Below are 2259 nucleotides of genomic sequence, written 5' to 3' on the forward strand. Positions count from 1 at the left end.
CTGTTCGCAACATGGAAGCTGCTCACCGTAGAGACAGTGATCGCCATGGGGACGGTGACCACTGTGGGGACAGCACTCGTCGGGTAGACGGTGCTCATCGGGTGGACGGTGGCCGTCAAGTGAGCACGGTCGCTCGGTAGTCCGCGTGGCCGTGGACGAGTTCGCCATGGGTGCCCTCGGCGGTCACCGTGCCCCCGTCGATGACCACCACCCGGTCGGTCACCGCGAGCAGGGCCGGGCTCGTCGTGATCAGAATGGTGGTCCGGCCGCGGCGGATGTCGCGTATACCGGCCGCGATCCGTGCCTCGGTGACCGCGTCCACCGCCGTGGTGGGGTTGTGCACGGCCAGCACGGGGGAGTCGACGGCGAGCGCGCGGGCAAGCGCGATACGTTGCCGCTGCCCACCCGACAGTGACCGTCCACGTTCGGCGAGTATTTCGTCGACACCGTCCGGGAGGGTGCTCGCGACCTCGTCGGCACCCGCCGCCGCCAGCGCCCGTCCAACCACACCCCCGGTACGGGCCTCCGCCGCGCCACCAGCGTCGACGCCGACCGGGCTCCTGGCGCCGCCGCCGACGACCGTGGCCGGGCCGCTTCCGGGGCCATGCCCGGTAAGGCCATGCCCAACAGGTTGCCCGACAGGTTGCCCGACAGGCTGACGCACGGCGGGCCCATCTTCAGCCGGCTCACCGTCGGGCGTGGGCGCCGCGACGTTCTCGATCAGGGTTCCCTCGAACAGTTCCGCGTCGTGCGCGGCCACCAGGACCGCGGCCCGGACCGCCGCCGGGTACACCTCGGACAGCGGCACCCCGTCGAGCTCGACCGAGCCGCCGTCCGGGTCCGCTTCGCGTCCCAGGCAGCGCAGGACGGCGGTGGCCGCCGCCGGATCGGCCGGCGACGACTCCCAGCAGCTCGCTGGGGGCGGCGGTGAACGTCAGGCCCCGCAGCGGCCCGTAGGTCACGTCCTGGAAGCGGACCTGGCCCCGCACCGGCTCGGGAAGACTCCTCGTCCCGGCCCCGACCGCCGGGGACGCCGCCAGCACCGAGGCGACCCGGCCGGCGGACGCCCGCCCCTGGGCGAACTCCGCGTTCACCCAGGCGAAGATCGATAGCGGCCCGAGCAGGAACTGGGCGAGCCCGACCGCGGCGATCAGATCACCGACCGAGATGTCGCCCTCGGCCGCGAGCCGGCCCGCGACCAGCGCGACCACCGCGATGAAGATCCCGGTCAGCGCGAGGACGCCGCCGTCGTGCCAGGCCTTCGCGCTGGCCGCCCGCAGGGTCGCGGTCAGGGAGTCCTGGCTGGTGCGCCGGTAGCGGGCGATGGCGGCCGGCTCGGCGCCGATGCCCTTGAGCACCCGCAGCCCGGCGACGAGGTCGGCGGCGACACCCGAGGCGTGCGCGGCGCGTTCCTGCTCGGTGTCGCTGCGGCGTTCCAGGGGCCGGCCGAGCAGGTGCGTCCCCCACAGCAGGAAGGGTGCGCCGAACAGCACCAGCAGGCCGAGCGGGACGGAGACCGTGAGCAGCGCGACCGCGCCGACCAGCAGGCCGGTGACGGCCGCGATCGACGCGGGCAGCGCCGCGTTCACGATGCCGACCCGCTGGGCGTCTCCCGTGGCGATGCTCACCAGCGCCCCGGACAGGCGACCGGTTTCCGCGCCCGCCCGCGGGTCCAGGACACGGCGGGTGAGCTGGATGCGCAGGTTGTGCGCGGAGCGTTCGGCGGCGCGTTCCCCGAATCGCGCGCCGAAGCGGTAGCAGAACGAAAGGCCGGCGAACGTGACCGCGAGGACGGCGAGCCAGCGAAGGAGATCGCCGGTGGCCCCGGTCGACACGGCCCGGTCGATGATGATCCCGATCAGGACCGGGACCAGGGCCTCACCGACCTGATGCCCCGCGACCATCACCGCGCCCACGGCGATCTGGCGTCGCTGGCCGATGACCGAGCTGGTGAGGACGTCCCGCCCTGACGGCCCGCCAGTACGCACCCTTCTGTCCTCCGGTCCGTTGCTTGTCGTCGTCCCACGGCTACAACCGATCATCTATCGGCCGTGATCGGACGGCTCGCCTGATTCGTAAGCCACCTGGCTTACTCCCATTTGGGGTAATGCCGAAGGCATCCGAGGTACTGATCCGTCGATGTGTTCGCCACTGGCCGCCGCGGGACGCGGCCGGCACAGCCGGTGCCTGGTCGACGGGTCGATGCGGTCGTGCCGGATGGTCAGCCCAGCGCCAGCGCCAGCGCCAGCGCCGGGGCGT

Annotated in this window: 1 pseudogene; it reads right to left on the minus strand. The window is 72.9% G+C overall.

Annotated elements, in window-relative coordinates:
* Positions 1-115: 115 nt before the first annotated feature.
* Positions 116-1988, minus strand: a pseudogene (locus tag NBW84_RS24220) (ABC transporter ATP-binding protein).
* Positions 1989-2259 lie beyond the last annotated feature (271 nt).

Origin of the sequence: Protofrankia sp. CiP1_Cm_nod2 (assembly GCF_920664355.1) — a bacterium.
Lineage (GTDB): Bacteria > Actinomycetota > Actinomycetes > Frankiales > Frankiaceae > Protofrankia.